28 protein-coding genes and 1 tRNA gene are annotated in these 24,950 nt (G+C 51.8%); 14 read left to right on the top strand and 15 right to left on the bottom strand.

The genetic code is table 11. The annotated features are described in order from the left end of the window. Window positions 1-247: 247 nt before the first annotated feature. The 5 genes from V2P20_RS03955 to V2P20_RS03935 all read right to left on the bottom strand — a co-directional run bounded on the left by V2P20_RS03955 (window position 248) and on the right by V2P20_RS03935 (window position 4,155). Window positions 248-385, bottom strand: coding sequence for a hypothetical protein (locus tag V2P20_RS03955; RefSeq protein ID WP_331816329.1), 138 nt, complete (start codon window positions 383-385; stop codon window positions 248-250). 97 nt (window positions 386-482) lie between these two features. Then, window positions 483-1,640 (bottom strand): acyltransferase family protein, encoded by a 1,158-nt coding sequence (locus V2P20_RS03950; RefSeq protein ID WP_331816327.1) that lies wholly within the window; start codon window positions 1,638-1,640, stop codon window positions 483-485. 288 nt (window positions 1,641-1,928) lie between these two features. Then, on the bottom strand, window positions 1,929-2,123 hold the full coding sequence (locus tag V2P20_RS03945) for a hypothetical protein (protein WP_331816325.1): 195 nt from the start codon (window positions 2,121-2,123) through the stop codon (window positions 1,929-1,931). Window positions 2,124-2,447: 324 nt separating this feature from the next. Continuing rightward, a complete protein-coding gene (locus V2P20_RS03940) occupies window positions 2,448-3,530 on the bottom strand; it encodes a GGDEF domain-containing protein (protein ID WP_331816323.1) in 1,083 nt (360 codons plus the stop codon). A gap of 109 nt (window positions 3,531-3,639) precedes the next feature. Next, on the bottom strand, window positions 3,640-4,155 hold the full coding sequence (locus tag V2P20_RS03935; RefSeq protein ID WP_331816321.1) for an RcnB family protein: 516 nt from the start codon (window positions 4,153-4,155) through the stop codon (window positions 3,640-3,642). A gap of 231 nt (window positions 4,156-4,386) precedes the next feature. Here V2P20_RS03935 and V2P20_RS03930 point away from each other — a divergent pair, with 231 nt between their 5' ends. Both V2P20_RS03930 and lplT read left to right on the top strand, forming a co-directional pair. After that, entirely contained in the window at window positions 4,387-6,570 is a 2,184-nt protein-coding gene (locus V2P20_RS03930) for an AMP-binding protein (RefSeq protein ID WP_331816319.1), read from the top strand. After that, a complete protein-coding gene (gene lplT, locus V2P20_RS03925) occupies window positions 6,567-7,739 on the top strand; it encodes a lysophospholipid transporter LplT (RefSeq protein ID WP_331816317.1) in 1,173 nt (390 codons plus the stop codon). The genes V2P20_RS03930 and lplT overlap by 4 nt, the downstream gene beginning before the upstream one ends. Window positions 7,740-7,754: 15 nt before the next feature. Here lplT and V2P20_RS03920 read toward each other — a convergent pair whose 3' ends face one another. The 3 genes from V2P20_RS03920 to V2P20_RS03910 form a co-directional block, all read right to left on the bottom strand. After that, the gene (locus V2P20_RS03920; protein WP_331816315.1) at window positions 7,755-9,083 is read right to left on the bottom strand and encodes an MFS transporter; all 1,329 of its coding nucleotides are present in this window, start codon (window positions 9,081-9,083) and stop codon (window positions 7,755-7,757) included. Between the two features lie 202 nt (window positions 9,084-9,285). After that, window positions 9,286-9,888 carry a TetR/AcrR family transcriptional regulator gene (locus V2P20_RS03915; protein WP_331816313.1) on the bottom strand — a complete coding sequence of 201 codons (603 nt, stop codon included), beginning with the start codon at window positions 9,886-9,888 and terminating at the stop codon, window positions 9,286-9,288. 18 nt (window positions 9,889-9,906) lie between these two features. Then, entirely contained in the window at window positions 9,907-10,842 is a 936-nt protein-coding gene (locus V2P20_RS03910) for a LysR family transcriptional regulator (protein ID WP_331816311.1), read from the bottom strand. A gap of 177 nt (window positions 10,843-11,019) precedes the next feature. Between V2P20_RS03910 and V2P20_RS03905 the strand changes: the two genes are divergently transcribed. The 3 genes from V2P20_RS03905 to V2P20_RS03895 all read left to right on the top strand — a co-directional run bounded on the left by V2P20_RS03905 (window position 11,020) and on the right by V2P20_RS03895 (window position 12,975). Next, entirely contained in the window at window positions 11,020-11,601 is a 582-nt protein-coding gene (locus tag V2P20_RS03905; RefSeq protein ID WP_331816309.1) for a carbonic anhydrase, read from the top strand. 109 nt (window positions 11,602-11,710) lie between these two features. Then, on the top strand, window positions 11,711-12,214 hold the full coding sequence (locus V2P20_RS03900; RefSeq protein ID WP_331816307.1) for an NUDIX domain-containing protein: 504 nt from the start codon (window positions 11,711-11,713) through the stop codon (window positions 12,212-12,214). Next, window positions 12,211-12,975: a Nif3-like dinuclear metal center hexameric protein gene (locus V2P20_RS03895; RefSeq protein WP_331816305.1), complete on the top strand. Its 765-nt coding sequence runs from the start codon at window positions 12,211-12,213 to the stop codon at window positions 12,973-12,975. The genes V2P20_RS03900 and V2P20_RS03895 overlap by 4 nt, the downstream gene beginning before the upstream one ends. Before the next feature lie 52 nt (window positions 12,976-13,027). Here the strand turns inward: V2P20_RS03895 and V2P20_RS03890 are convergent. Further along, window positions 13,028-13,104 (bottom strand) — tRNA-Asp (locus V2P20_RS03890). A gap of 54 nt (window positions 13,105-13,158) precedes the next feature. Here V2P20_RS03890 and V2P20_RS03885 point away from each other — a divergent pair. The 3 genes from V2P20_RS03885 to V2P20_RS03875 all read left to right on the top strand — a co-directional run bounded on the left by V2P20_RS03885 (window position 13,159) and on the right by V2P20_RS03875 (window position 14,847). Further along, window positions 13,159-13,836 (top strand): alpha/beta family hydrolase, encoded by a 678-nt coding sequence (locus V2P20_RS03885; protein WP_331816303.1) that lies wholly within the window; start codon window positions 13,159-13,161, stop codon window positions 13,834-13,836. A 166-nt stretch (window positions 13,837-14,002) separates the two neighbouring features. After that, a complete protein-coding gene (locus tag V2P20_RS03880) occupies window positions 14,003-14,434 on the top strand; it encodes a YeeE/YedE thiosulfate transporter family protein (protein WP_194971659.1) in 432 nt (143 codons plus the stop codon). Continuing rightward, on the top strand, window positions 14,431-14,847 hold the full coding sequence (locus tag V2P20_RS03875; RefSeq protein ID WP_331816300.1) for a DUF6691 family protein: 417 nt from the start codon (window positions 14,431-14,433) through the stop codon (window positions 14,845-14,847). The genes V2P20_RS03880 and V2P20_RS03875 overlap by 4 nt, the downstream gene beginning before the upstream one ends. A gap of 100 nt (window positions 14,848-14,947) precedes the next feature. Here V2P20_RS03875 and rimO read toward each other — a convergent pair whose 3' ends face one another. The 3 genes from rimO to V2P20_RS03860 all read right to left on the bottom strand — a co-directional run bounded on the left by rimO (window position 14,948) and on the right by V2P20_RS03860 (window position 18,075). Then, window positions 14,948-16,270 (bottom strand): 30S ribosomal protein S12 methylthiotransferase RimO, encoded by a 1,323-nt coding sequence (gene rimO / locus V2P20_RS03870; RefSeq protein WP_331816298.1) that lies wholly within the window; start codon window positions 16,268-16,270, stop codon window positions 14,948-14,950. 29 nt (window positions 16,271-16,299) lie between these two features. Then, on the bottom strand, window positions 16,300-17,274 hold the full coding sequence (cmoB, locus tag V2P20_RS03865; RefSeq protein WP_331816296.1) for a tRNA 5-methoxyuridine(34)/uridine 5-oxyacetic acid(34) synthase CmoB: 975 nt from the start codon (window positions 17,272-17,274) through the stop codon (window positions 16,300-16,302). A 153-nt stretch (window positions 17,275-17,427) separates the two neighbouring features. Beyond that, window positions 17,428-18,075: an ABC transporter substrate-binding protein gene (locus V2P20_RS03860; protein ID WP_331816294.1), complete on the bottom strand. Its 648-nt coding sequence runs from the start codon at window positions 18,073-18,075 to the stop codon at window positions 17,428-17,430. 171 nt (window positions 18,076-18,246) lie between these two features. Here V2P20_RS03860 and hemB point away from each other — a divergent pair, with 171 nt between their 5' ends. The 3 genes from hemB (at window position 18,247) to aroE (ending at window position 20,679) form a co-directional block, all read left to right on the top strand. Beyond that, window positions 18,247-19,251, top strand: a complete 1,005-nt coding sequence (gene hemB, locus V2P20_RS03855; protein ID WP_348532239.1) for a porphobilinogen synthase — start codon at window positions 18,247-18,249, stop codon at window positions 19,249-19,251. A gap of 64 nt (window positions 19,252-19,315) precedes the next feature. Next, window positions 19,316-19,843 (top strand): hypothetical protein, encoded by a 528-nt coding sequence (locus V2P20_RS03850; protein ID WP_194971665.1) that lies wholly within the window; start codon window positions 19,316-19,318, stop codon window positions 19,841-19,843. A gap of 2 nt (window positions 19,844-19,845) precedes the next feature. Beyond that, window positions 19,846-20,679, top strand: coding sequence for a shikimate dehydrogenase (aroE, locus tag V2P20_RS03845; RefSeq protein ID WP_331816288.1), 834 nt, complete (start codon window positions 19,846-19,848; stop codon window positions 20,677-20,679). Window positions 20,680-21,156: 477 nt separating this feature from the next. On the opposite strand, the gene V2P20_RS03840 is transcribed toward aroE, so the two are convergent. After that, window positions 21,157-21,684: a gamma carbonic anhydrase family protein gene (locus tag V2P20_RS03840; protein ID WP_331816286.1), complete on the bottom strand. Its 528-nt coding sequence runs from the start codon at window positions 21,682-21,684 to the stop codon at window positions 21,157-21,159. A gap of 255 nt (window positions 21,685-21,939) precedes the next feature. Next, on the bottom strand, window positions 21,940-22,305 hold the full coding sequence (locus V2P20_RS20270; protein WP_348532242.1) for a hypothetical protein: 366 nt from the start codon (window positions 22,303-22,305) through the stop codon (window positions 21,940-21,942). Between V2P20_RS20270 and V2P20_RS03830 the strand changes: the two genes are divergently transcribed. Next, entirely contained in the window at window positions 22,213-22,497 is a 285-nt protein-coding gene (locus V2P20_RS03830) for a hypothetical protein (protein WP_348532241.1), read from the top strand. The genes V2P20_RS20270 and V2P20_RS03830 overlap by 93 nt on opposite strands. A 105-nt stretch (window positions 22,498-22,602) precedes the next feature. Continuing rightward, complete coding sequence (locus V2P20_RS03825; RefSeq protein ID WP_331816284.1) at window positions 22,603-22,926, top strand: hypothetical protein; 324 nt, start codon at window positions 22,603-22,605, stop codon at window positions 22,924-22,926. A gap of 123 nt (window positions 22,927-23,049) precedes the next feature. Here the strand turns inward: V2P20_RS03825 and V2P20_RS03820 are convergent, their stop codons facing one another. Beyond that, window positions 23,050-23,889 (bottom strand): hypothetical protein, encoded by an 840-nt coding sequence (locus V2P20_RS03820; protein ID WP_331816282.1) that lies wholly within the window; start codon window positions 23,887-23,889, stop codon window positions 23,050-23,052. Between V2P20_RS03820 and V2P20_RS03815 the strand changes: the two genes are divergently transcribed. Then, window positions 23,874-24,761, top strand: a complete 888-nt coding sequence (locus tag V2P20_RS03815) for an IS982 family transposase (RefSeq protein WP_331816395.1) — start codon at window positions 23,874-23,876, stop codon at window positions 24,759-24,761. The two genes, V2P20_RS03820 and V2P20_RS03815, sit on opposite strands and share 16 nt — an antisense overlap. Window positions 24,762-24,950 lie beyond the last annotated feature (189 nt).

The following is a 24,950-nucleotide window of genomic DNA, read 5'->3' as shown; positions in this document are numbered from 1 at the left end:
TGATCAGTGCGCCTAACTTTTTGCTTTAATTTAGATAAAAAACTGGCGTTATCCGACCTGGTCTTTGTGTATTCTTACTTAGACTGGAAAACGGCGTCTAAATTTGCCAATTTTACAACAAAAGAGCGTTTAAATTTTCCAGCAGCTACCCACTATCATGTTGATATTATTACACATGCAAATTTTTGACTGGAAAACTCAACGCTGATGGGTAACAAATATTGAAAGTCGATTTCTACCCATGAGATCAGAGGGTTTCCAATTCGAAACGCTGAACATCCGTTACAGCAACACGAATTATCGGCAGGGAAAAGCCAAGGTGAGTGAGTTGATAATCTTGAACTGGAAGCCCGACGCTTTGGGCAGGCGATTTTAATGCCGTCATCTCATAATCTGCCTGATGTAGAAATGAGGCAGTGTATTGCTGTGGATACGAAAATAAAAGGCGCCCATACGGGGGCCGATAAATAACTGTCAAATATTTAAAAACTTAAACTGGCCTGTCGCCCCTCTAGTTCCGTTTTAGAGTTTTTGCTGCGAATTTTTTCTATAAGCTTTTTTCCAATTTCAATGGACTTGTTTTCTACTGTGATATGTAGCGTGTAAGAAATAGCCACAATAATCGAAATAGCTATTAACAGTGCAGCAAAATACGGGAGACTATTGTCCATCGCGACCCGCATAATGGAGTAGCCGATTAAGGAATGGGTTATGTAGAGTGGATAGCTGATTTTTGCAATAAAATCTAAAGGCGTAAATAGCCGGAAGTGTTTTCTAAGTGCGTATGCCGTGACAAACACGGAAAGACCATAAATGTAGTTTCGCGGCACGCCTGGTATTCCGCTAGCCCAGGCATTATGCGTCCAGCACAACAAAACCAAAAGCAGCAGTATTGAGGAATACAATACAAGTTCTAAAGTTGTGATTTTTTCAAAGAAATGAAAGTAGAAGAAAGTTCCTATGAACATAAAGCACACAACCATTAGCTCTGCTTTTATCGACTCAATCGATAGATTAAAGCTTGTAAAGTGTATGACGGATTTTGCCTCAGGGTACCATTCTGTGAAGCAGAGCGTACCAACCGCTAGCAATATTATCGGCAGCGGATTTGCTTTTCTTATGGAACTGTAAAGGATTGCGGAGATTAGATAGAATTTTATTTCTATGGATAACGTCCAGTTGACAAGATCAATTGTTTTAACAAAAATATTTGTGTGTATAAGAGCTAGATTTAACAATAAGTTGTTTGTATTTATTGAAAATTCCTTGCCCCAGTAGAGACTCGAAAACCAAATGCAAAGCAGCATTACTGCTGAGCCTATTAGGTATGTTGGGTAAATCCTAAAAACTCTAGCTACTAAAAACTCAATGGGCGATAATTTAGATAGCGAAAATGGTATTACAAACCCGCTGATAAGAAAAAAAATAGCGACCCCAAATGGACCATAGTTTACCGTTGGAGGTGATAGCCACCCAAGTAGACCGGAGGCTGGACCTTCGATTTCTGGGGCGAATATATAGGCTGAAACCGTGCCTCGCGCACGCCAATAAATTCCACATAGATGAATTATCATTACTGCGATAATCGCTATTGCGCGGAGTTGGTTGGCGAATATAACTTTGTCTTTCTGCTGTTGCATTTAGATAGCCACTCCTAGTTGGCTTGCGCCTTAATACTTTGGTCAGATGTTTGCTGCGGTGTTTGGTGGTTTAGTTTTTATGTTTTATGTGATTTTATTTGGTGCAATTTTTTCACGCCTCTGCATTGATATATGCTTATAGGTGAATTACTTCCATCCCCGGCCAAACTTCTACCTATAATCTTATGCTGCACACAAAGAACGCCTCAAAGTAAAGCGGTCATCTTTTGTCCTTGTTGACCGAAATGCTAGCCATTAATGTAATTATAGCAATGAGTGGCCTGGCGGTCACCCCACATCTACGTAGAATATACTGTTTACTCCCACGCGGGAGGCGATGGTTTTGACAAGTTCTTCGCCCAATTGACACATTTTGGTGAGCATGGTGTTGGGGTCGGGCACGAAACAGGCTTCGGCGGTTTTGGCGAGGCGCACCAGCAACTCATCATGGTGTTTAAGAAAGTCAAAATTACTAAGTTCCATCTACAATTTTCCAATTAGTCGCACTAAGCCTTCGCGAGAATAGCCGCTATCAGGCTCAGACTTGTAGGTCGGGTTAGCGCAGCGTAACCCGACATAATGCAGGTATCTTGTCGGGTTACGCCCGATGAGCTAACCCGACAGGTTTTAAAACCGCTTTTAGATCACCTAACCCTGCTTTCTACCGGTAGCAGAAAAGAAAAATATGTAAGTCCAGACCTTGATAGCCTTAAAATGCCTGGCAAACCTTCACTACTGTTTTACAGGCCATAAAGCGCTTCAGCCCTATCGAAAATTTCGTATATTTGGCGCATTGCCGGGCTTGCATCAGGTATCCGATGACTGCCGGGCCGACTTGAAGGCTCTTTTCGCCTCGTACATTCTATGGTCAGCGCAGCGGATGACGGTTTCGGGGTCGTCATAATGATCGGGGCCTGTCTGGAAGATGCCAATGCTTAAGGTGACATCCTGCCGGTATTGCCTGAGAGCGTCATTGAAGCGCTGCATATAGATTTCGCTGGCCTGCGATTCGGTGCAGTTAGTCAGAATGATGCAGAATTCATCGCCGCCATAGCGGAAGCAGCAGTCCTCGGCACGCGATACTTTTCTGAAGACATCGCCTATCATGCGCAACACGTCATCGCCGCGCTGATGACCTTCGATATCATTGATTTTCTTGAAATCGTCAATATCAAAGTAGGCGAACGTCACAGGGTCGTAATGGCGCTGGGCCCTATGGAGGATTTTCTCAAGCATTTCAGTAAGAAAGCGCGTATTCAACAGCCCTGTGAGCGGATCTGTGCGCGCCAACCTCTCCAGTTGCTGCGTCCGCTCCATGACCTTGATCTCCAGTGTCCGCGCGTAAGTCAGGGATTTGTCTTTTTCGGCTTTGACTTCCGAAACCAGACTGCCGATGTAAGTCTCAAACACGAGCGTTATATCGAATAGCAATAATTTATCAAGCGCCGCCAGCGTGGCCTGGCGAGCGCCGGCTTCCGGAAGCGCTTCGTTTATCAATCTGGCCAAAAGGCATTTAAGCGTGTGGATGGCCGAAAGATAGAATTTGGGTTCGACGCCGATGCGTTTATGGGCCAACCCTATGCCTAACCGGTCGCTTATATAATCCAGGCCGTACGAACCGCCGAACAGATCAAGGACATAGCGGCGCTGCATACCGCGCAGGCGCGCCAAGGTATCGGCGCCATCGATCATTTGCGCAACTTCAGGTATGCGGATCTGAATTTCGTAAAATTCGTCTACCAGGGCATCTATTTTCGTCTCGATGACCGGTCGGCAACGGGCCAGCCATGCGGCATCGGCCGCGCTGAACGATAACAATGACTTGCGGCGCTCGGCGTCCGATTCAGTGATCGCCATCTGCTCCAGCAGAGTTTTATCGGCCTGCTTCATTCGTCTTTACGGATAAATAATTATTGCGACAACATTTGCTTGTTAAAGTTGATAAACCTGACAGACAGCCTTGGCCGGGCGATTAAAACCGCCCCGGATTTGCGCAGGGTTACATCCTGCCCAAATCCTGTATGGCATCCACGATCATGCCTGTGCCTATCGTTATCAGCAGAATGTCGGACGCCACGCGCACATAGCGGTAGCCTCTCGGCGCAGGCCCCAAGGACTGAACGAGCGAAGGCGGTAAATCATAGAAAATCACGTCCCTAGGAAGCTGCCGGCCGATCTGCCATTTTTTGGCCTGGCCGGGCGGCAGGCAGCCGTTCCGCTTTTTGGCCAGCCCTGGCGGACAACGCCCGGAACGGGACTGTTGAATGTAATAATCATGGATAACGGTTCTGTGCCGGTCGAGAAAATAATCGTTTCTCCCTATGTTGCCCCCTGCCCTCGCGTTATGATCCGGCCGCTGATTCACATAACGGTCATGCTTGTCTTTCTGTCTGTTCTTACCGTCAGGGTGATCGCTGAATCGTGTCGGCTTGTCCGCTTGCGCCGATCCGAAGGCAAACAGGCCGGCGATGATGAGAGCCAGCGCATGACCGACTCGTGAGGTATTTCGTTGCATGGTTTATCTCTACAAAAGTCAATGACGTATTAAACTTAGATGTTAATTGTCATCTTGTCATTATTTTTCCTTGCCGAGCTCTTTTATGCTTTGAGGAGGATTAAAAACAGAATTGCCAGGCGACAGTAAAAAGCGTGTAAATATTTAATTGAACATTGTTCAATTACAATTTAGAATTACGTCATCAAGACATCTCTCAATGTCTGCTAAGATGGTGCAAGGAGGAATATTATGCTGAAAAAAATTTTACGCTGGCTGCTGACTTTGATCTATAAGGTTGAAGTCAAAGGCCTGGAAAACTATAAACAGGCCGGGAACCGCGTCCTGATCATATCCAACCATACGTCCTTTCTGGACCCGCTGCTGCTGGGCGTTTTCCTGCCCGACGACATCACTTTTGCGATCAATACGCACATTTCCCAGCGCTGGTGGCTAAGGCCTTTTCTGAGCCTGTCGCGCGTTTTCCCGATGGACCCGACGCATCCGATGTCGTTGAAGGATGTCATTCACCATCTGCAGCATGATACCCGCACCGTCATATTCCCGGAAGGCCGCATTACGGTAACCGGTTCCCTGATGAAGATTTACGACGGCACCGGCATGGTCGCCGACAAATCGGGCGCGACCATTTTGCCGATCCGTATCGATGGCGCCGAATATACGCACTTCTCGCGCTTGCGCAATATCGTGCGTTTGCGCCTGTTTCCCAAGATCACGATTCAGATTCTGCCGCCGACCAAGATTTCCGCGCCCGAGGACATGCGGGGCAAAACCCGCCGCAAGCACAGCGGACATGCCTTGGCCGACATGATGACCGATATGATGTTCGCCACCAGCCATTACCGGCAAACCGTTTTTGCCGCCTTGCTGGAGGCGCGCAAGATACACGGCGGCAAACATAAGGTTGTCGAAGACCTGGAGCGCATCCCGTTATCCTATGACAGCGTGATCACGCGCACGATTGCGATCGGCGATGCGCTGCAAAAAATCACCGACGCCGGCGAAAATGTCGGCGTTTTCCTGCCCAATTCGACTAAAACGCTGTTTGTGATTCTGGGTTTGCAATTACACGGCCGCGTGCCCGCCATGCTGAATTTTTCCACCGGCTCGGCCGGCATGGTGTCAGCCTGCCGAACGGCGCTCGTCAAGACGGTGTTAACGTCGCGCCGCTTTATAGAGATGGCCCGCTTAACCGATGAAGCCGAGCAGTTGCAGAAAGTGGTCAAGCTGGTCTACCTGGAAGACCTGGCCGCGCAAATTACGCCTTTAGCCAAATTCAAGGCTTTGGTGCAATGCAAAACGGCTAACTTATGGTATCAGCATAACCGTTACAGCCCCGACAGCCCGGCCGTGGTGCTGTTCACGTCCGGCTCGGAAGGCACGCCCAAGGGTGTCGTGCTGTCTCATGCCAATATTCTGGGCAATCACAAACAGCTGGAAGCGCGCATCAACTTCAATGCGCAGGATGTCGTGCTCAATTTCCTGCCCATGTTTCACTCGTTCGGCTTTACCGTCGGCACGCTGTTGCCGATTCTGAGCGGCATGAAGGCGTTCTTCTATCCGACGCCGCTGCATTACGCAGTCATCCCCGAAATCGCTTACGAGATCAACGCGACCATCATGTTCGGCACGAACACGTTTTTTGCGGCTTACGCGAAAAAAGCCCATCCCTACGATTTCTACAACATGCGCTATGTCGTGGCCGGCGCCGAAAAATTGCATGAAAGCACGCGCCAGATCTGGGCCGACAAATTCGGCATCCGCATTCTGGAAGGCTATGGCGCGACCGAAACGGCGCCGGTCACCTCGGTCAATACGCCGATGGATTACAAAGCCGGCACGGTCGGCCGCTTCATGCCCGACATGGAGTACCGGCTGGAACCGATACCGGGCATTGAGGATGCAGGGCAATTGCATGTCAAGGGACCTAACATCATGCTGGGCTATCTGCTGGCCGACAATCCGGGCCAGCTGGTGCCGCCTGAATCCATTTACGGCCAAGGCTGGTACGACACCGGCGATATCGTGCAGGTCGACGAGGACGGCTTTATCAGCATCCGCGGCCGCGTCAAGCGGTTTGCCAAAGTCAGCGGTGAAATGGTTTCCTTGACCGCGGTAGAGCAACTGGCTTCCAAAGCCTGGCCCGAAGAGCTCCATGCCGCCGTCAGCCTGCCCGATGCCAAAAAGGGCGAACAGGTCATCCTGCTGACGACCCATAAAAATGCCCGCCTCCATGATCTGGCCGCTGTCGCGGAAGGCATCGCGCACATTGCCCTGCCGAAGAAAATTCTCGTGGTCAATGCGGTGCCGGTCATGGCGTCCGGCAAAATCAATTATCCGGCGGCGACAGAGCTTGCCGCCGCAAAACTTGCGCCCGCCGCCCAGCCTGATACGGCAACCGACAAAGCCTCATGAACCGGAAAATCTATCCGCTGCTGATTGCGCAGTTCCTGTCGGCTTTTGCCGATAACGCCATCTTGTTTTCAGTCATCGCCATGGTCATGCAATCGTCCCATCTGCCCAACTGGTACGTGCCGGCCCTGCAAAGCGTGTTTCTGGTCGCGTTCGTGCTGCTTGCGCCCTGGGCAGGGGGATTTGCCGACAATCACGCCAAATCCAGGGTGCTGATTATCGCCAACCTGATCAAGGCTACCGGCGCCGGCCTGTTGCTGCTGCACGTAGAGCCTTTGCTGGCTTACTGCGTGGTCGGCATGGGCGCGGCCGTTTACAGCCCGGCCAAATACGGCATTCTGCCCGAACTGGCGGGCCATGAAGTTCTGGTCAAGGCCAATAGCTGGATCGAAGGCTCAACGATTCTGGCGATTTTGCTGGGCATGGTGATCGGCGCCCGCGTGGCCGATTACTCGATTACCTGGGCGCTCGCGGGCACTATTGTGCTGTTTATCGCATCCGCCCTGGTCACGCTGTCTTTGCCGGTCCGCGTCAGCAACAAAAGCAATACCGGCTCAGGAATGGTCGAATTCAGCCGCCAGATAGGCCAGTTCTTCACGACGCCGCGCTCGCGCTTTGCCATCATCGGCGCGTCCATGTTCTGGGCCGCGGCGGCAACGCTGAGAGTCATTCTCGTGGCCTGGGCGCCGCTGGTTTTAATGTCGAAGAATGCGACCGAAATCGCCGAGCTGACCTTGTTCCTCGCCATCGGCATCGTCCTGGGCTCGGCTTTGGTGCCGAGATTGATTCCGCTGGAACACCTGCGCCGCGTCAGAATACCGGCTTACCTGATGGCGCTGTTTATCTTCGATCTGAGCCTGACCGACAGCCTGTGGCCGGCGCGTTTCGCACTGCTTTCTATCGGCATCATGGGCGGCATGTTCATCGTGCCCATCAACGCCGCCCTGCAGGAGCTTGGACAGCAAAGCATCGGCAGCGGCAGCGCCGTGGCCCTGCAAGGGTTCTTTCAAAACTTGTCCATGCTGGCCGCGGTGGGCGGCTATACCTATGCGGCCTCTCTGAACGCCGATCCGGTGGCTTCCATGCTGACGCTGGGCTCGCTGTTTTTCATGGCCACGTTTCTGGTATCGCTGCGCCTGCCCAAGCGTCAGCCGCTACAGCAGCCCGGCTGATCGGTCCGGCGAGTGTTACCGGCTCGCATCAAGGGCGGCGGCTTTGCCGCGCTGCTCATTGACCCTGGCGAGCAGCAGCAGGCCGGCAATAAAGAACAGCAAAGTCGATACCAGCGACAGCCGGTGGTCACCGCCGCTCCAGTAATTGATCAGGCCATAGCTCAAAGGCCCGGCGATAGCCGACAGCCGGTTCATGACGCCCCACAAGCCCAGGAACTCGCCGCTGCGCCCGCTCGGCGAGAATTTGCTGACCAAAGCCCGCCCGACAGCCTGGCTTGCGCCCATGGCCAGGCCGATCATATTGCCGATTATCCACATATGTGCGGGCTGGCGCGCCAATAAAGCCGCGACCACGGCCGCGATCCAGACCAGCAGCGTTATGGCCAGGGTCGGCACCGAGCCTATGCGGTCCTGCAGATGTCCGCAGATAAACGCGCCGACCGCCGCCGTTACGTTGACCACCATGATCAGGATAATCAAAGCCTGCGTGTCGAAGCCCATGACCTCCTGCGCATAAATGGCGGCCAGCACCACAACCGTACTGACGCCGGACTGGTATACGCCCAGCGTGATCAGAAAACGGAACAAATCACGAAAGCGGGCCGCCTCTTTAAACGTATGCGCCAGGCGCCTGAAGCCAACAGCCAGCATGAAGAGGTTCCCGCCATGAGCCGCTGGCGCCGCGCGCTCGCGCAGCCACAGAAAAGTCGGCGTCGCCGTCAGCGCGAAGATGCCGGCCGTGACCAGCATCGTCACGGGCACGGACTGGGTTTCCGATATGCCTCGCTGCTTGGCCCAGGTAATGTAGGCCAGGCAAATCCCCAGCGTCAGCAGGCCGCCGAAATACCCTAGGCTCCAGCCGTAACCGGACATTCTGCCCATGTTCCGCTCCGGCACGATCTCCGGCAGGAACGCCGCGATCAAATTCTCGCCGCTGGAGAACATGATGGCCGAAACGGTGACCAGCAGCATGGCCGGCAAAATATCGCCAGGCCCGACTAGCGCCAGCAAGGCCGTCGATAGGATACAGCCCAGCGTGGAAATCAGCAGAAAGCGTTTCTTGCTGGCCCGGTCATCGGCAATCGCGCCAATGACAGGACCGCTGAACATAACCACAAAATTGGCGATGCCGACAGACAGAGACCATAGCAATGTGGCTGAACCGGGCAGGTCGCCGGCAACTACCCCGACGAAATAAGTGCTGAATATTGTCGTCAACACGACCGTGGTATAGCCGGAATTGGCAAAGTCAAACAACGCCCAGGCCAGCAATTCCCTGCGCCCTGCATAATCTATGGCATGATTGTTCTGATCGGCTGGGGGGTGTTTTTGGTTATTGTTCATATAAGTGAGACCAAGATTTATGCTGCGCAAACCAAGGAATTTTTACCACGAAGGTCACGAAGAACGCGAAGAAATAATTAAGGATAAGGCGAGAAATAACTTCTCTGTATTTTGACGAGCGGCGTTGTGTGGGGCGACTTCCAACAGTAGGCGCTCTAGGCGAAGCGCCTACTGTTGGAATTCGCCCTTACAGGGTTGCCAGTTAATGCGCCTGCGCCACCCAGCCGCGGATAAAGTTCCTGACCAGCAACACGACACTCTCTTCCACATCATGAACGCCGACCAGATCCATTCTGCCGGTCAGCGACAGCTCGCAGATGCCGTGAATCCCGCCCCATAATGCACGGGCCGCACGCTTTCGTTGCGCTTCGTCGCATTGCGGTGTCAGCCGGACGAACTGTGCTTCCATCTCCCTGAAAACCTGATCGATTTTCGCCTGGTACCAGTCCGGAATATCTGTCTGCTCCGGCAAACGCTGCTGAAAAATCATGCGCCAGCGGTTATAGTTTTGGCTCGCATAGCGCAGATAAGCCTTGGCCAGCACTTCTATACACTGTTCCGCCGAGTCATCATCAAACACTTCCAGATGCGCGGCAATGTCGTCAAGCGTTCGCCCTTTAATGTGCAGACCCAGATCGGCCATATTGGCGAATACCATGTAGATGCTGCCTACCGTATAACCTATCTCCAACGCGATCTTGCGCACGGTCAACGCCTCGTAGCCTTCCTCGACCACTATATTCTCGGCGGCCCTCAGAACCATTTCCTTGATTTCTTCCAGACTGTGTTCGCTTCGTCTTGCCATAGTTAACTGTTCCATATATTAAATTGTAGTCTTTTCCCTTGTATTAAGCTTGTCGTCGTTGTAGTTATTATTTTCAGCAAAGTATTTAATCAAAAAATCGACAAACGTCGTAAGCTTGGCCGGCAAAAAGCGCCTTTGCAAATAAGTGGCATAGACAGCCAATGAAGGCATGCGATACGCTTGCAGGATCTCTACCAGCTGGCCGTGCGCCAAATAATTCGCGACCGATATTTCCGGCGCCTGCGTGATGCCCATGCCTAAAGCCGCCGCCTGGCATAAGGCCCTGCCGTTGTTGGAAGCGAAATGCCAGTTGGTTTTGATTTTAACCTCATCCTCATCAATATTAAACACCCAATAATCTTTGTGCGGCGTGTCGATATAATGCAGGCAACGGTGCGAATGCAGCGCATCAATCTGTTCAGGCTCGCCGTGCTCAGCCAGATAGGCAGGCGAGGCATACGTGCACAGGCGCGTTTCGGCTATTTTCCGGGCTACGACGCCCGGCTCCAGGCTATCGGTAACCAAAATGGACAGGTCAAAACTGCCTTCGCTCAAATTGACGCGGCTATTATGCAAAGTCATCTGAATTCTAACGCCCGGATGTTCGCGCTGATAGGCATCAATGGCAGGCACCATATAAATGCCGCCAAAATCAATCGGCGCGCTGATCTTCAATGTGCCTTTTACCTGCCGCCCCAGCTGTGCAGTGTACTCGTCCAGTTCCGAGAAATCCTCGAGCAATTGCTTGCTGCGGTAATAATAGATTTCGCCGGCTTCCGTCAAGCTCAATTGGCGCGTGGTCCTGTTCAGCAGAGCCACGCCTAAAGACTCCTCCAACTGGGCCATATATTTGCTGATCATCATGGCCGAGAGATTCATTTCGCGCGCGACAGCGGCGAATGTGCCCAATTCTACGATGCGGCAGAAGACTTGAATGTTGTTTAATTTATCCATGAATTTCAATTATAAACTATCAGTTTATATTGTATAAATTTTTATCTCTATTTAAAACACGGGTTTATTGGAATAGACTTCAAAGCGGAGATAGTTTAGAGCCGTTGAGTCTTATACATGCAACATGTTAAGGCTCAACGGTTTTTTTATAGCCGATAATAATAATGAGAGGAAATCATGAGCAAAATTCTGAATGAAGTTCTGTCAGCGAACAGAGAGTATGTGAATAATTTTGGCGACAAAGGCGATCTGCCGATGCCGCCAGGCCGTCACTTCGCGATCCTGACCTGCATGGACGCACGCCTGGACCCGGCCAAATACGCCGGTCTTTCCGAAGGCGATGCGCATGTCATCCGCAATGCCGGCGGCCGTGCCAGCGATGATGCGATCCGCTCGCTGGTCATTTCTTACAAACTGCTTGGCACGCGTGAATGGTTTGTCATTCACCACAGCGATTGCGGCATGGAGACCTTTAACGACGAGATCATGCGTGACCTGTTAAGCAGCAGCCTGAAGACCGCCAGTATCGATGAAAACGGCTGGCATGATTGCTGCGAAGGTCCGGGTTCTTGCGAAGGCAAATATATCGACTGGCTGACCATCAAGAATCAGGAACAAAGCGTGCTCGAAGATGTGACGCGCATTAAGAATCATCCGCTGGTGCCGCCCAGCATTCCCGTTTACGGCTACATTTACGACGTAAAATCCGGCCGGCTGGTCGAAGTGCCGGCAGCCTCAGAAGTCGGCAAAGCCCGGTAAACGCTGCCCTGCCCGCCCTGCAAGGCGGGCAATTTTCTCAAAGCGGGCTTGCGCGTCCGCCATAACAGTCTAAAATCCATAGCCTGTTTTCTCACTGTCAGATTCCTTTATGTACAACGAACTGCTCCCGGTCGTCGATGAAAACGACTGCGTGATCAATACGCTGCCGCGTCACTATGTCCATGCCCAATCCTTGCGCCACCGGGCCGTACATATCCTGGTCTTCGACGATCAGGACCGGCTCTTTCTTCAGAAAAGATCGCTGCTGAAAGACCTCAATGCCGGCCTGTGGGATACTTCGGCGGCCGGTCATGTCGACGCCGGCGAAGATTACGATAGTTGCGCGCTCCGCGAAATCGAGGAAGAATTGGGCATCAAAGCAGGCGACGGGCTGGAACCTCTGTTCAAGCTGCCGGCCACAGCCGCTATCGGCATGGAATTCATCCAGGTTTACCGTTGCCGGCACAACGGCCCGTTTACCTTGGCGCCAGAGGAAATCGAGGCCGGCGACTGGTTCTCTGAGCAGGACCTGTCTACGCGCATCGCCGCCGATGATCAGACGCTGACCGAAACTTTTAAAACGATCTGGCGGCACTATAGGTTAAGCTCATGATTACGCAGCAACAACTCAACGATTTTTACGACAGCCTGCTGAATCCGCGAAGCTATGCAGATTACTGCCCGAACGGTCTGCAAATAGAAGGAATCGGCGAAATCGGGCGCATCGCCTTCGCCGTATCCGCGACGCGCGATTCGATCAGGCAGGCCATCGACAGCCGGGCCGATGCTTTGGTCGTGCATCACGGCCTGTTCTGGAGCTTTCACGGCGCCCGGTCTTTGACCGGCGCCTTTGCCCAACGCGTGCTGCCGCTGGTCAGGCATAACATCAACCTGTTCGGTTACCACCTGCCTTTGGATGGCCATGCCGGCATCGGCAATGCCGCTACCTTGGGCCGGCTGATCGGCTGCGGGCAACAACAGCCATTCGGCGATTACAAGGGCTCGGCAACGGGCATCAAAGGCGTGCTGGAATCGCCTCTGACAGCGCCGCAATTGCAGGCAAAGCTGGCCGAAGTTCTCAAACATACCGTTATTTTGGCGACGCCGGACAGCAATGCCCTAATCCGATCCGTCGGCATCATTACGGGCGGCGCGAACAGCGAATGGCGACTGGCGGCGAAAGAAGGGCTGGACGCCTACATAACCGGGGAAATCAGCGAGCATGACTGGCATGAAAGTCAGGAAAACGGCGTACACATGTTCGCGGGCGGACACCATGCCACCGAACAGTTCGGCATACAGGCTCTGATGGAAAAAACACGCGAGCAATTCGATGTGGACTGTTTTTTTATCGGCAGCGACAACCCGGCTTGAACGCCGGGCATAAAAAAAGCCCGGTTGAGGGCTTTAGTGTCACTTGCATGAATGGCGGAGCGGACGGGGCTCGAACCCGCGACCCCCGGCGTGACAGGCCGGTATTCTAACCAACTGAACTACCGCTCCGTTTGCAGAGCGCGTATTCTACAACATTTTACTAACTCGTCAAGCTTATTCTCTATGAAACTGGAAAATCATCGGATTCAAGTCAACGACAGCGCTGAAATCAGTTCCGTTTGGCTGATCCCTGAACAATACCAACACGCGTTGATTATTGCGCATGGCGCCGGCAATGACATGCAGTCCGGATTTGTCTGCGCCCTGCATGAAGGCATCGCCGAACACGGCATTTTGACCGTCAAATTCAATTTTCCCTACATGGAGCAAGGCCGCAAGGCGCCTGACCGGCCTGCCGTCCTGGAAGCTGCCTGGCAGGCTGTCATCGATGCCGTCTTGGAAAAGGCCCGGCTTGCGCCGGAAAAACTGATACTGTCCGGCAAAAGCATGGGCGGACGTTATGCGTCGATGGTAGCGGCGCAACGTCCGGGATTCGGCGGCGTCATTCTGTACGGTTATCCATTGCACGCGGCAGGTAAAGCCGGCAAATTGCGCGCCGAACATCTATCGGCCATCTCGGCACCGATGCTGTTTTTTCAAGGCACGCGCGACGCCTTATGCGATCTCGATAAGTTACAGGCGGTTTTAAAGACGCTGCCCGTTCAACCCGACTTGCATGTCATCGAAGGCGGCGATCACTCCTTTAAGGTGCTGAAGCGGTTTAACCGTAGCGAGCAGGCAGTCATGGATGAGGTCATCGCAACCAGCGCCGCGTGGATTCAAGGCTGTAGGGTGGTTTAGATGCGCAGACCATTGAATCTTCCGCTCGCAACCGGCTTTAGGCCTACCCTGTCATTCTAAACAGGTGTGAAAGCAAAAAAAGCCCGCCCACTTTCTACCTAGCTCAGCAGAATGAGCCGGAAAATAGTAGAATATTCCCAATTCATTATTAACCGGAGTTTGTTTTGTGGAAAATTTCACCCCTGTTTCTGCTTTAACGGGCGGCGCGCTGATCGGCATCAGCGCAACACTCCTGCTGCTGTTCAATGGCCGCATGGCCGGCATCAGCGGCATCATGAACGGCGTATTCAACTCGTCCGGAAGCGAAATGAGCTGGCGGCTTGCCTTCCTGGCCGGCCTGGTCATCGGCGCAGTTTTATTCAGCCTGATTGCGCCTGACTTCATTGCAATGCGGCAAAACTATCCTTTAGGGCTATTGGCAGCGGGTGGATTCCTGGTCGGTTTCGGCACCCGCATGAGCAACGGCTGCACCAGCGGCCATGGCATCTGCGGCATCGCCAATTTATCGCCGCGCTCGATATTGGCTACACTGACTTTTATGGCCGGCGGCATTGTCACTGTATACATCATTCGCCATGTTCTGGAGCTGACTGCATGAAAAGAATCCTGCTCGCCCTCTTAAGCGGCATTCTATTCGGCATAGGGCTGTCGCTGTCGCAGATGGTCAATCCCGATAAAGTGCTGGGCTTTCTCGACATCGCCGGCAACTGGGACCCGAGCCTTATGTTTGTCATGATCGGCGCTCTTGCAGTGGCGTTTGTATCTTTCAGGTGGGTGCTGAAGCGTCCGGCTCCCATACTGGACGACGGCTTTCACGTTTCCAAGCGCCGGGAGATCGATAAACCTTTGCTATTGGGAGCCGGCCTGTTCGGCATAGGCTGGGGAATGACCGGCTATTGCCCGGGGCCTGCTGTATCTGGCTTGGGATTGGGTACACTGGAAGCAGTGGTCATGGTCGCTTCGATTTATGCCGGCTTCTTTGCCCAGAAATGGTTTGCCGAAAGAAAATAAAAAGTTGTAGGGTATGCATTGCATACCTTTTTCGACGTTTATCGGCTCCGCAACTCTAAAAAGGTACGCAGTGCGTACCTACAACTTGACACGTGGAATGTTAAACCAGATGCCCCCACATATCGTACTCATCGGCCTCTTCCAGTTCGACTTCAACAAAGTCCCCGACTTTCAGATGCGTTGCGCCATCAATGAACACCTGCCCATCGATTTCCGGCGCATCGGCCTTGCTTCTGGCGACAGCGCCTTCCTCGACGACTTCATCGATCAGCACAGTCTCAATGCGGCCTATGCGCTGCTGCAGGCGTGCGGCGCTGATTTCGGCCTGATGCGCCATGAAACGCGCTAAACGCTCCTGCTTGACTTCCTCAGGTACCTGATCCGGCAAGTCATTGGCGGCTGCGCCTTTGACCGGAGAATAGGCAAAGCATCCAACCCGGTCCATTTGCGCCTCGGTCAAAAAGTTGAGCAATTCTTCAAACTCCTGCTCGGTTTCGCCCGGGAAGCCGACGATGAAGGTGCTGCGCAGAGTGAGATCGGGGCAGACTTCCCGCCATGCCCGAATTCTGTCCAGATTGTTTTCGCTGGCCGCCGGACGCTTCATCAGTTTCAATATGCGGCTGCTGGCATGCTGAAACGGGATGTCCAGATAAGGCAGGATTTTGCCTTCGGCCATGAGCGGAATCACGTCATCGACATGCGGATACGGATACACATAATGCATGCGCACCCAGATGCCCAGATCGCCCAGCGCTTCAGCCAGATCATAAAACCGCGTTTGCACGAAACGGCCTTTCCAGTCGCGGCTCTGGTACTTCAGGTCCAGGCCATAGGCACTGGTATCCTGCGATACGACCAGCAGTTCCTTGACGCCGGCATTGGCCAAACGTTCGGCTTCATACAGGACATCGTCGACAGGCCGGCTGACCAGGTCGCCGCGCATGGACGGAATGATGCAGAACGTGCAGCGGTGATTGCAGCCTTCGGAAATTTTCAAATAGGCATAATGACGCGGCGTCAGCTTGATGCCTTGCGGCGGCACCAGGCTGGTAAACGGATCGTGAGGCGGCGGCAGATGCTCGTGCACTGAAGCCACGACTTCTTCCAGCGCATGCGCGCCGGTCACTTTCAGCACCTGCGGATGGCGGGCGCGGATTTCAGCTTCTCTGGAGCCCAGGCAGCCGGTCACGATGACTTTGCCGTTATGGGCCAGCGCTTCGCCGATGCTGTCGAGCGATTCCTCGACCGCGGCATCGATAAAACCGCAGGTATTGACGACCACCAGATCGGCGTCCTGATAAGTCGGTGAAATGGTGTAACCTTCGGCACGCAGCTTGGTTAGAATCCTTTCGCTATCGACCAGGGCTTTCGGGCAACCCAAACTAATAAAACCGATATGTGGGGCAGTCTTTGAGGCAGTCATTTCAATCTCTATAATGTTAAACAGCCGGGTTAAGCCGGATTTGCAATAATAATGGCACGCTTGGGGGCGGGCAGGCCTTCGCGGGTAAGGTTCGGATCGTTGGGATCAAGAAAATCCTTGAGCGAATGAAAAGTCATCCATTCCGTCGTGCGCTGTTCTTCCGTGCTGGTGACGGTCACGTCGACAATGCGGATATTGGTGAAACCGCAGCGTCTCATCCAGCCGATCAACGTATCGCAGGTCGGCAAGAACCAGACATTGCGCATGCAGGCATAGCGGCCTTCGGGCACCAGCACCTGCCCTGGCCCGCCGTCTATGACCAGTGTTTCCAGCACCAGTTCACCGCCCGGCCGCAGGCTTTCTTTTAATTCGAGCAGATGATCAATAGGCGAACGGCGGTGGTACAGCACGCCCATGGAAAAGACCGTATCGAACAGTTTCAAGCCATAAGGCACTTCTTCCATGCCAATAGGCAACACATAAACAGGCGCCTCGCCGTGCAGTTTTCGGATCGCCTGAAATTGCATGACGTTAAGCAGCAGCGGGTCAATGCCGACCACCATGCGGGCTCCGGCCCCGAGCATGCGCCAGCAGTGATAGCCGTTGCCGCAGCCGACATCCAGCACCAGGCGATTGGCTAACGGCGCGATGTGGTTTTTCAGGCGATCCCATTTCCAGTCCGAATGCCATTCGGTGTCAATTTTAATGCCAAACAGATCATAAGGACCTTTGCGCCACGGGTGCAAAACCTTGAGCTGGTCTTTTAACTGCTGGCAGGCTTCATCAGTCAGATCTTCAGGGCAGTCTATCCGTACGGCATCGGCATCTAACGATGCGCCAGTATGTTCCGGTTTCGGCAATTGCTCGATCAGCGCCTGCCATTGGGCCAATGTGCCGTGATTCGCCGGTTCGAATGTTCGGGCCAACTGTTGCGGCAATATCTGAACCCAGGCATCGGCCTTGGCCTCGAGCAGCGTTTCAATTAAAGGTTGATAATCAATCATTCAGGTAAAGTTAAATGCGCTGTCCGCATCCGGGCACAGCATTAACTGAAAAAAAACGGGGAATTGTACAGGCGGTCAATCGGAGCTAGTGAGCATTGCCACGAAGCTTGCAAGCTTCGTGGCAATCAAAACTAGAAGACGAAGGTCGGGCAATTAAGACCTGGAGGCTGTTGTGCCTGAAGCAAGCGCTTCAGCGTTGCGTTTGGCCAATCCGTCGATCACTGCGGCCAGTGAACCCTTGGTCTTGACTTCATTGGTGAAAGTCGTACGGTAGTTGGTCACGAGACTGACGCCTTCAATCATAATATCGTAGGCTTTCCAGTTGCCTTGGCTCTGTACCATCCGGTAATTTACCGCAACAGGCTGAATGCCGGGTTGCAGAACTTCGGTTTTGACGACGGCTTTTGTCGCGCCGGGTTCCATTTCCAGCGGCAGAAACCGTACTGTCCAGTCGCGGAACTCAACGAAGGCTCTGGAATAGGTTCTTATCAGCAGCGTCTGGAATTCCTGCTTAAAACGCGCCCGCTCATCGTTGGTCGCGGTTTTCCAGATAGGGCCCAGCACCAGTGCTGAGATTCTATCGAAATCGGTATGCGGCATAATGACTTCATTGACAAATCGCGTAACCTGGACAAAATCCTGGGCGAACGTTTTGTCCTGCAATTTGGCGTGTAATTTTGTCGAGGCATCTTCAATCGCTTGTTGTGGAGGCAACAGATCAGCCGCCATGCCTTTTGTCATCGGCATGAAGCCGAGCAACACTGCAAATAAAACAAATACCGTATATTGTTTAGCCTTCATAAAACCCTCTAAGAATTGAAACTAGCGAATACTTTCTATTTTCGAATATCAGCGACCCATATTCCCTGATAAAATAAATCCCAAGCCAAACAGTCCGTCAAGCTGACTTGACGGACTGCATGACTCAAGCCAGAGGTTCTGATAATTTCCAAACCCATGACTATGGATAAGATGACATATAATAACATCAATTTCCCCCGCACACGCATGAGAAGAATGCGTTATAACGATTTTTCCCGCCGTTTAATGCGCGAACACCGCTTATCCGTTGATGACTTGATTTACCCGATGTTCGTCACCGAGGGCACGAATCAAAGAGAAGCCATCGCCTCGATGCCGGGCTTAGAGCGGCTCTCCCTGGACTTGTTGCTGGAAGAGGCGCATGCGCTTTATGATCTCGGCATTCCTGCCATTGCGCTGTTTCCGGTAACGTCTTTGGATAAAAAGTCCGATGACGCTGCGGAGGCTTACAACCCTGACGGCCTGGCTCAGCGTAGCGTAAGGGCTTTAAAGAAAGCCTTGCCGGAATTGGGCATTATTACCGATGTCGCCCTCGATCCCTTCACGTCCCACGGGCAGGATGGCCTGATCAATCAGGACGGCTATGTCATGAACGACGAAACGATAGCCGTGCTGGTCAAGCAGGCGCTATCCCATGCAGAAGCCGGAGCCGATATCGTCGCGCCTTCGGATATGATGGACGGGCGCATCGGCGCGATAAGAGAAGCGCTGGAAGCCCAAAATCATATCAATACGCGCATCCTCGCCTATTCCGCCAAATATGCCTCGAGCTTTTACGGCCCTTTCCGAGATGCCGTCGGCTCGGCCGGCAATCTGGGCAAAGGCAATAAATACAGCTATCAGATGGACCCGGCCAACTCCGATGAGGCGCTGCGCGAAGTTCAGCTGGATCTGCAGGAAGGCGCCGATATGATCATGATCAAGCCCGGCATGCCTTATCTTGATATTATCCGCCGCGTAAAGGACCAGTACGGCGTGCCGACTTTCGCCTATCAGGTCAGCGGCGAATATGCCATGCTCAAAGCGGCCGCCATGAACGGCTGGCTGGATGAGCAGCAAGTTGTTCTGGAATCCCTGCTGGCCTTCAAGCGCGCCGGCAGCGATGCGATTCTGACTTATTTTGCCAAATCCGTGGCGCAATGGTTGCAGGACTAATCAATTGTTGCCCTAGCTCTCTGGAACAAGCATTTTTCATAACCCTAAATCTGGAATCCGTACCATGTCAGAAGATTATCTAATTCCCCCCAAGAGAAGGTTTCACTTTGAAGAAGCCATCCTGGTCCTGCTGCTGATCCTGTCGCTGGTAGGCATCGGCATCAACGATTTTTCTCCTGCCGATGGTTTGGGTTACTGGATTATCATGGTGTTCGTTTTCGGCCTGTTCGGGATACTGATCGGCTGGCTGCAATCCAAGCATAATATCGACGATTTCAAGAAAATAGTGCGCGAGCAGTCCATTCACTGGCTCACTTCCCTGATAGTGGTCGGCGGCGCGTTCTTAGTGCAAAAATCCGGCCGCATCGATCCTGAAAGCGCAGGTCTGGTCATTTTATTGATTTTGTCGCTGTCGACCATCCTCGATGGCCTGCGGGTAGGCTGGCGCTTCAGTCTGGTCGGGCTGTTCATGGGTACTTCCGCTGTTGTTGCCGCTTACACGGAACACTTTCTGTGGATAGAAATACTGATTGCCATCGGCATTGTGCTGCTGACGATCTTGTGGGAATACTGGGTGGAAAAAAGAGAATAACCATGATGACAACAGATCGCTATGCCGTTTTCGGCCATCCCATCAAGCACAGCAAATCCCCTAGAATCCATCGGCTTTTCGCCGAGCAGACAGGCCAATCGCTTGAATATACCGCGCAGGATGTGCCTGCCGAACAATTCCAGAGCGCGGCCACGGCCTTTTTCACCGCAGGCGGCAAAGGACTGAACTGTACGGTACCCCTGAAAGGGCTGGCCTGGGCTTTTGCCGACAGCAAAACCGAGCGGGCTCAGCTTAGCCGGGCGGTCAATACGCTCGCCGTACAGGCGGACGGCTCTATTCTCGGCGATAACACGGACGGCAAAGGCTTGGTAACGGACCTGACAGCCAACCATACCATCGCCTTAACGGGAAGCCGGATTTTAATCCTGGGCGCGGGCGGCGCCGGCAGAGGCATCATAGGCCCTCTCCTTGAGCAGGCCCCGCATTCCATAGTCATCGCCAACCGCACTGTCGACAAAGCCATTGATCTGGCGCAAGCTTTCCATCACAAGGGAGTTGTCAGCGGCTGCGGACTTGACGACTTGCAGAGCCGGCAATTTGATTTGATTTTAAACGCGACTTCGGCCAGTTTAAGCGACCAACTGCCACCTTTGCCTGAGGGACTGCTGGCTGAAAACGGCGTCTGCTACGATCTCGCCTATGGCAACGAACCGACAGCTTTCGTGCGCTGGGGGCTCAGGCAAAACGCGGCAAAAAGTCTGGACGGACTTGGCATGCTGGTCGAACAGGCGGCCGAGGCATTTTTCATCTGGCGCGGCGTTCATCCTGAAACCCGGCCCGTTATTGAATTGCTCAATTCGGAGCGCCGAGCGTGAAGTAGGCAACAGTACGGCCGAATCTGTATCAGGCACTAAACAAAGTGTAATTCACCACGAAGGGCACGAAGTAAATAATCCTGGAAATCAATTCATCAGGACTTACGCAGTTTTCCTGTTCAACCGCCGAAACAAGCGGTTTTAAAACCTGTAGGGGCGACTTTAGTCGCCTTTTATCTGAATGGGCGCCTGAAGTCGCCCCCACAGGCTTGCTTAAGTCCTGTTCATTAAACTTCGTGCTCTCGATTGCTGTTCCAGACGCAATTCTACCTCCTCCATGAGCCCCATGGATGGGGTGAATGCAGATATGCATAACGCCACGGATGGCGTGTAGTAATAGAGCAGGCCCTTTAGGCGACGCATGAGAGCAGTTGCCGGGGAGCAAAATCTGTCCCTGGAGCCGTTCGTGTTCTTCGTGGTTATCCTTCTATACTGGATACTTTCACAGCCTCGGCCACGCTGCACTTTCATTTTGACCTATTTCAAATACTGGTCCTTCAAATGCATATAATGCTGAGAAGAATACTCCAGAAATTCTTTTTCAGACTCTTTTAAAAGTCTTGCCTGCTTGGCGGGCGCGCCCACGTAGAGATAACCGCTTTCCAGCGTTTTTCCGGGCGGCACCAGCGCTCCGGCTCCCAGCATGACATAGTCCTCGAGTACGGCATCATCCATAATAATGGCGCCGACGCCTATCAGACAGTAATTCCCGACAGTGCAGGCATGAACCACGGCCCGATGCCCGATCGTCACGCCTTTGCCGATAGTTAACGGATGCCCTTGCGGCGAAAACTTGCCGGCATGCGATACGTGCAATACGGCTCCATCCTGAACATTGGTGCCCTCGCCGATCCTGATGCTTTCCACATCGCCTCTGACTACTGTCGTCGGCCATATTGACACGTCATCGCCGATCGTCACATCGCCAATCACCACGGCGCTGTCATCGATATAGACGGACCTGCCGATGCTGGGCTGCTTATCATTGAATTTTCTGATTGCCACACTACCTCCTGATTGTTGACTATAATTTATGTTTTGAATGCATATGCAAAAAGACTAATTGATGCTCGTACGCGCCGTGTTCCGGCTTGGCACATTAAAACATGATACATCAAAGGCGATGCGGGCAGATCATCTTCATAGATAAACCATGAAATTATGGCTAAATGCATCAGTTGTGCAGCACCGCTGCCGGCAAACACCAACAAATGTTCATATTGCGGCTCATACAATGATGTCGATCTGAACAACAGGCATTCATATACCGCTATCCAGAGACGGCCTGACCGACTGTGCCCTCATTGCGAGAAACCCTTGCAAACCATCAATATCAACGGCACCGTTCTGGTCGAGCGCTGTGAATATTGTTTTGGATTGTTTTTTGATCCCGGAGAAATAGACATCTTGCTTGAAAGCACTGCCCCGAACGTTTCCGAAGCAAATCGGCAATATCTGGACAATATCAATAAGGATCGCCATCAAGCCAATAAAAAAGTCAAATACATCAAATGTCCTGTCTGCCGCACCTTTATGAACCGGCGCGTATTCGCCCATCGCAGCGGCGTGGTTGTCGACCGCTGCAAAAACCATGGCATCTGGCTCGACAGCGGCGAAATAACCCATCTTATGGAATGGAAGAAGGCCGGCGGCCAGCTACTGCATGAGCGGACAATTCAAGCCGAAAAAAGAACAGGTCGTCATAAAATGACTCGCGATTATACTGACGCATCCCCATCCGATTACGCGGACAAGAGCCTGGGAGTTGAATTATTAGAAGCCGTAGTTTCGCTTATCGGAAAGTACTTTGCCGATTAAAAATGCAGAGTTCATATCATTGCGGGATATGTCCGGTGAGTTAAGCGAGGGGATTTGCCGGGCATAAGCCATACCCGGCACTCATTCAAAAATGAGCAGCCGAAAATGCAGGGCGCATTTCCGGTTATTTCTATTTATTTGCCTTCAGTGGCAGGTGCTGCTGGTGCTGATTCAGCAGGTGCAGGAGCTGGTTCTGCTGGCGCTGATTCAGCAGGTGCTGTAGTTTCTGGTGCAGGAGTAGTCGCTGCAGGCGCAGTCTCTGATGAGCTGCCTGTTGCAGGCGTAGTAGTTTCCTCTCCTTTATTGCAACCAGTCAATAAAGCCAAACCGAATAAACCTACTGCGATAATTTCTCTAGTTTTCATTGCATGTCCTTCTTATTATATGGTTATTAACGCACTTTCCTTACCTGCAAAAAATTACAAGTAATTATTTATTCTAACATAGAGATTACTAGAGCTAATAATCAAAAAATTATTCCTCCAATAAAGTCTATATTCGGAATATAAACGGTATTCATAAACACTATAATACCGACCAGTAACAACTGGTTTAGACTGAATCTGTAACATAAAACAGCTCCACATGACTGACAGCGGAAGTGGAGTTTATTAATTTATGTAAACGGCATGAGATATTTTTTTCTCCATGCCGCATATTAACAAATATGCCCACAGAAAAATCGCTCGAGCTATAGACAATACTGTCTCGCTGCTTTAATGCCTTGATGCCCGGAAGAAAAACAGCCCGACAAGACGATTCTTTCTGGCCGGGCGGTATCAAGCCGACCACTTCGGATTCAAAGCCAAGCATTTCGATTCCCAAGCCTACGCCCTGCTGATCAAACTTATCAACTCTGCGGATCAAGCCTGTCTCCACTCTATTATCCTTAGCCGAAATCAGCGCAAAAATATCGCCGACCCTAACCTTTAAATCAGCGGATTTCCATAATATATACAGCCCCTGGGCGCTGCTATTAATTATTTCAAAAGCGCCAACGGACACATCTTCAAGCAATTTGCTCTTCTCAATATCCGACGGCTTCCAGACTCGGCTGTCGTATGAGATTTCCCTGCTGAACTTCAAGATTCTGTTTATTGCTGAATCCTGATGCTCTTTCCTGTGATGCGTTTCCATCTGATGCATCCATTCACAACCTTCCGGCACCAGTTCCAAATCGGGAACCTGCCAGTTTCCGACAATTCTGGGATCTTTTTTCTGAGTCGGAATTAAATTTTCCGTTTCGTTTTTATTATTCTTGCACAGGAAACTTATTAAATTAACCTGAGTTCGGGATAAGAAAAAGAAGCAGGTTTTTGTTATAAAAAGAGAAAATAAGTTTTCGACGCTAACTTTCTCAAACAAAAAACCTGCTACTGATAAAATTAACACACTTATTCTGCGATGTGGACGATTTTTGCCGAACCTTTATAGTTGAATGGCAAAAAAATCAGCTCATTCAAGGCGAGAAGAAACGCCATCGTCCGCATCGAATGAGTTATAGCGAAATGATCACGATTTTAATGTCTTACCATCAATCAGGCTTTCGAACTTTCAAATGGTTTTACCTGAAGCATGTACAACGCTATTGGCAATCTGAGTTTCCTAGCCTGTTGAGCTATAACCGCTTTATCGAACTGATGCCAGAACTGTTGGCGCCGATTACCGCCTTTATGAACAGTCGTCGCGGCGTCTCGGCAGGCATCGCTTTTATTGATTCTACGCCTCTGAAAGTCTGCAAGAATATCCGTATTCCCAGGCACAAAACCCTCGTCAAGGAAGCGGGTCGAGGCAAGTCATCGACGGGCTGGTTTTATGGCTTCAAATTGCATCTGATTGTTAACGACCAGGGTGAGATTCTGTCATTTTGCATCACCGCCGGCAATGTCGATGATAGAAAACCAGTACCCAAAATGGTGCAATCATTGACCGGCAAGCTGTTCGGCGACCGAGGCTATATTTCCAAAAAATTAACCCAGCTGTTAGCCGATGAGAAGATTAAACTGATTACCACCTTGAAAAAGAACATGAAAGCTCAAGCCATGGATGCCTTTGATCAATTGCTGCTGCGCAAGCGCAGTATCATCGAAACCATCAATGATCAGCTCAAGAATATTGGCGATCTCGAGCACTCGCGGCATCGCTCGTTGGCCAATTATATGTCCAATATCATCGCGAGTTTGGTCGCTTATTCCTATCAGGATAAAAAGCCGGCTCTTCAATTACGTGAGGCTGATTTACTCCCTCTTTTACAGAATGCTTAAACCGAACTCAGGTTAAATTATTAAAACCAATAATGCCCAGGCCATCCCTCTGTTCGGCAATTCGGGTATATTTCCTTTTGGCTCTTATTGGATTCCGGGGAGATACCCAAGCATTGTTGACTCCTTGAATTTGAGGTTCAGTATCGCCATATAGGACGGATGATTACCTTACCTCAACTATTAGACAAC

Source organism: Methylobacter sp. Wu1 (assembly GCF_036553575.1).
Lineage (GTDB): Bacteria > Pseudomonadota > Gammaproteobacteria > Methylococcales > Methylomonadaceae > Methylobacter.
The sequence above is the reverse complement of the archived record's forward strand: the minus strand, read 5'-3'. Positions and strand labels throughout refer to the sequence as shown.

Excerpts from the sequence above, each read along its gene's own strand:
- V2P20_RS03955 (WP_331816329.1), bottom strand. The coding sequence starts at position 385 with ATGACGGCATTAAAATCGCCTGCCCAAAGCGTCGGGCTTCCAGTTCAA.
- V2P20_RS03950 (WP_331816327.1), bottom strand. The coding sequence starts at position 1,640 with ATGCAACAGCAGAAAGACAAAGTTATATTCGCCAACCAACTCCGCGCA.
- V2P20_RS03945 (WP_331816325.1), bottom strand. The coding sequence starts at position 2,123 with ATGGAACTTAGTAATTTTGACTTTCTTAAACACCATGATGAGTTGCTG.
- V2P20_RS03940 (WP_331816323.1), bottom strand. The coding sequence starts at position 3,530 with ATGAAGCAGGCCGATAAAACTCTGCTGGAGCAGATGGCGATCACTGAA.
- V2P20_RS03935 (WP_331816321.1), bottom strand. The coding sequence starts at position 4,155 with ATGCAACGAAATACCTCACGAGTCGGTCATGCGCTGGCTCTCATCATC.
- V2P20_RS03930 (WP_331816319.1), top strand. The coding sequence starts at position 4,387 with ATGCTGAAAAAAATTTTACGCTGGCTGCTGACTTTGATCTATAAGGTT.
- lplT (WP_331816317.1), top strand. The coding sequence starts at position 6,567 with ATGAACCGGAAAATCTATCCGCTGCTGATTGCGCAGTTCCTGTCGGCT.
- V2P20_RS03920 (WP_331816315.1), bottom strand. The coding sequence starts at position 9,083 with ATGAACAATAACCAAAAACACCCCCCAGCCGATCAGAACAATCATGCC.
- V2P20_RS03915 (WP_331816313.1), bottom strand. The coding sequence starts at position 9,888 with ATGGCAAGACGAAGCGAACACAGTCTGGAAGAAATCAAGGAAATGGTT.
- V2P20_RS03910 (WP_331816311.1), bottom strand. The coding sequence starts at position 10,842 with ATGGATAAATTAAACAACATTCAAGTCTTCTGCCGCATCGTAGAATTG.
- V2P20_RS03905 (WP_331816309.1), top strand. The coding sequence starts at position 11,020 with ATGAGCAAAATTCTGAATGAAGTTCTGTCAGCGAACAGAGAGTATGTG.
- V2P20_RS03900 (WP_331816307.1), top strand. The coding sequence starts at position 11,711 with ATGTACAACGAACTGCTCCCGGTCGTCGATGAAAACGACTGCGTGATC.
- V2P20_RS03895 (WP_331816305.1), top strand. The coding sequence starts at position 12,211 with ATGATTACGCAGCAACAACTCAACGATTTTTACGACAGCCTGCTGAAT.
- V2P20_RS03885 (WP_331816303.1), top strand. The coding sequence starts at position 13,159 with ATGAAACTGGAAAATCATCGGATTCAAGTCAACGACAGCGCTGAAATC.
- V2P20_RS03875 (WP_331816300.1), top strand. The coding sequence starts at position 14,431 with ATGAAAAGAATCCTGCTCGCCCTCTTAAGCGGCATTCTATTCGGCATA.
- rimO (WP_331816298.1), bottom strand. The coding sequence starts at position 16,270 with ATGACTGCCTCAAAGACTGCCCCACATATCGGTTTTATTAGTTTGGGT.
- cmoB (WP_331816296.1), bottom strand. The coding sequence starts at position 17,274 with ATGATTGATTATCAACCTTTAATTGAAACGCTGCTCGAGGCCAAGGCC.
- V2P20_RS03860 (WP_331816294.1), bottom strand. The coding sequence starts at position 18,075 with ATGAAGGCTAAACAATATACGGTATTTGTTTTATTTGCAGTGTTGCTC.
- hemB (WP_348532239.1), top strand. The coding sequence starts at position 18,247 with ATGACATATAATAACATCAATTTCCCCCGCACACGCATGAGAAGAATG.
- V2P20_RS03850 (WP_194971665.1), top strand. The coding sequence starts at position 19,316 with ATGTCAGAAGATTATCTAATTCCCCCCAAGAGAAGGTTTCACTTTGAA.
- aroE (WP_331816288.1), top strand. The coding sequence starts at position 19,846 with ATGATGACAACAGATCGCTATGCCGTTTTCGGCCATCCCATCAAGCAC.
- V2P20_RS03830 (WP_348532241.1), top strand. The coding sequence starts at position 22,213 with ATGAACCGGCGCGTATTCGCCCATCGCAGCGGCGTGGTTGTCGACCGC.
- V2P20_RS20270 (WP_348532242.1), bottom strand. The coding sequence starts at position 22,305 with ATGGGTTATTTCGCCGCTGTCGAGCCAGATGCCATGGTTTTTGCAGCG.
- V2P20_RS03825 (WP_331816284.1), top strand. The coding sequence starts at position 22,603 with ATGCAGGGCGCATTTCCGGTTATTTCTATTTATTTGCCTTCAGTGGCA.